Raw genomic sequence first — 2,248 nt, 5'->3', positions numbered from 1 at the left:
CGCGCCCTTGTTGCCGACTGTGTCCATCATGTAAGCGGTTTTGAGCGTTAGCAGTCGTGCCTGTTCGATCATGCAGCGAGCCTCTGCAATGCGCTCCTGCGTGACGCCTTGCGCCGCGACCGGCTTGCCGAACGCGACGCGTTGCAGCGAGCGCTTCGCCATCAGCTCAAGCGCGCGTTCCGCGAGGCCAATGAGCCGCATGCAATGGTGAATCCGCCCCGGTCCGAGCCGCCCTTGCGCGATCTCGAAGCCGCGTCCTTCGCCGAGCAGCATGTTCGACGCGGGCACGCGCACGTTCTCGAGCGTGATCTCCATGTGACCGTGCGGCGCATCGTCATAGCCGAACACGGTCAACGGACGATGCACCGTGACACCGGTGGCGTCGGAGGGGACGAGGATCATCGATTGCTGCTGATGGCGCGGTGCGTCCGGATCCGTCTTGCCCATCACGATATACACCTTGCAGCGCGGATCGCCCGCGCCCGACGACCACCACTTGTGGCCGTTGATCACATAGTCATCGCCATCGCGCACGATGCTCGTCTGGATGTTGGTCGCGTCGGACGAGGCCACCTCCGGCTCCGTCATCAGGAACGCGGAACGGATCTGGCCTTGCAACAGCGGTTCGAGCCATTGGCGCTTGTTGTCCGGGCTGCCGTAGCGCTCGATGGTTTCCATATTGCCGGTGTCGGGCGCATTGCAGTTGAACACCTCCGGCGCCCAGGGCACGCGGCCCATGATTTCGCACAGCGGCGCGTATTCCAGGTTCGTTAGGCCCGCGCCGCGTTCCGAGTTGGGCAGGAACAGATTCCATAAACCAGCATCACGTGCTGTCTGCTTCAGTTGCTCGATCAGTTCTGTCGGCACCCAGGCGTTGCCGTCGGCGCGGTTGCGCGCTATCTCGGCGGAGAAGGCGCGCTCGTTCGGGTAAATGTGTTCGTCGAAGAAGGCGAGCAGTTTCTCGCGCAGTGCCTGAACCTTCGGGGTGTAATCGAAATTCATGTAAGACCTCGCGGATGACGGGGGTGTCGGTTAGCGCACTTTCTGCGCGTAGCGCCAGGCGAGTTCCGCCATGGGCCTTGCGCGCCGGCCTGCATCGAGCGCTTGTGCGCTCGCCGCGGTGCCGTCGACGACGCGTTTCATGATGCCTTGCAGGATCGCGGCAATCCGGAACATGTTGTAGGCCAGATAGAAATTCCAGTCGCCGTGAATCTCGAAGCCGGTACGTTCGCAATAGCGTTGCACGTACTGTGCTTCGTCGGGGATGCCGAGCGCGGCCCAGTCGAGTCGCGCAATACCGCGGAACTGCGCTGGGTCGACGTGCCATGCCATGCAGTGATAAGCGAAGTCGGCGAGCGGATCGCCGAGCGTCGACAGTTCCCAGTCGAGCACGGCGAGCACACGCGGCTCGTGCGGATGGAAGATGAGATTGTCGAGCCGGTAGTCGCCATGCACGATCGAGACGCGCGCACCGGTCTCCTCCGGCATATGCTGCGGCAGCCAGTCGATCAGGCGCGTCATGGCTTCGATCGGCTCGGTTTCGGAAGCGAGGTACTGCTTGCTCCATCGGCCGATCTGCCGTGCGAAGTAGTTGCCGGGCTTGCCGTAGTCGGCGAGGCCGACCGCGGCGACATCGACGCTATGCAGTGCCGCGATCACGCGGTTCATCTCGTCGTAGATAACGCTACGCTCAGCGGGCGTCATGCCGGGCAGCGACTGATCCCACAGCACACGGCCTTCGACGAACTCCATCACATAGAAGGCGCGGCCGATCACGCTTTCGTCTTCGCACAGCGCGAGCATCTGCGCGACCGGCACGTCCATGCCGGCGAGCGCGTGCATGACGCGGTACTCACGTTCGACCGCATGCGCGGACGGCAGCAGTTTCGCCGAGGGCCCTGGCTTCGCGCGCATCACATAGGTACGCGACGGCGTGATCAGCTTGAAGGTGGGATTCGACTGGCCGCCGGCGAACTGCTCGACCGTGAGCGGCCCGGCAAATCCGTCGACGTGCTGCGCGAGCCACGCACCGAGTGCGTCGCCATCGAAACGTTGCCGTTCGTTGACCGGACGCGTGCCTTCAAACGCCGAGTAATCAGCCTTGTGTCCCGGTTCGCCCGTCTTCGTGGCTTCGCCCATTGTCTCCTCCAGTTGAGTGTTCGCTACGCTTCGCGCTTGTATTGGATGAACTGGGCGTAAAGCATTTCCATGGTCGTATTCCGCACGTCGCGATGCAGCGGCGACGGCG

General features: G+C 63.3%; 2 protein-coding genes and 1 pseudogene. All 3 read right to left on the bottom strand.

The features are described from left to right. The coding region (locus tag M0954_RS00370) for an acyl-CoA dehydrogenase family protein (protein ID WP_297351034.1) at positions 1-1,002 on the bottom strand (1,002 nt) is incomplete at its 3' end. Between the two features lie 30 nt (positions 1,003-1,032). Next, the gene (locus tag M0954_RS00365; RefSeq protein ID WP_297351032.1) at positions 1,033-2,139 is read right to left on the bottom strand and encodes a phosphotransferase; all 1,107 of its coding nucleotides are present in this window, start codon (positions 2,137-2,139) and stop codon (positions 1,033-1,035) included. Positions 2,140-2,162: 23 nt separating this feature from the next. After that, a pseudogene (locus tag M0954_RS00360) lies at positions 2,163-2,248 on the bottom strand (histidine phosphatase family protein); the annotation flags it as partial.

This window comes from Paraburkholderia sp. (genome assembly GCF_026225065.1).
In the GTDB taxonomy this organism is placed as follows: Bacteria; Pseudomonadota; Gammaproteobacteria; order Burkholderiales; family Burkholderiaceae; genus Paraburkholderia.
This window is presented reverse-complemented; position numbering and strand designations above follow the sequence as displayed.

Bases quoted from the DNA above. Each gene is read 5' to 3' on its own strand.
- M0954_RS00365 (WP_297351032.1), bottom strand. From the start codon at position 2,139: ATGGGCGAAGCCACGAAGACGGGCGAACCGGGACACAAGGCTGATTAC.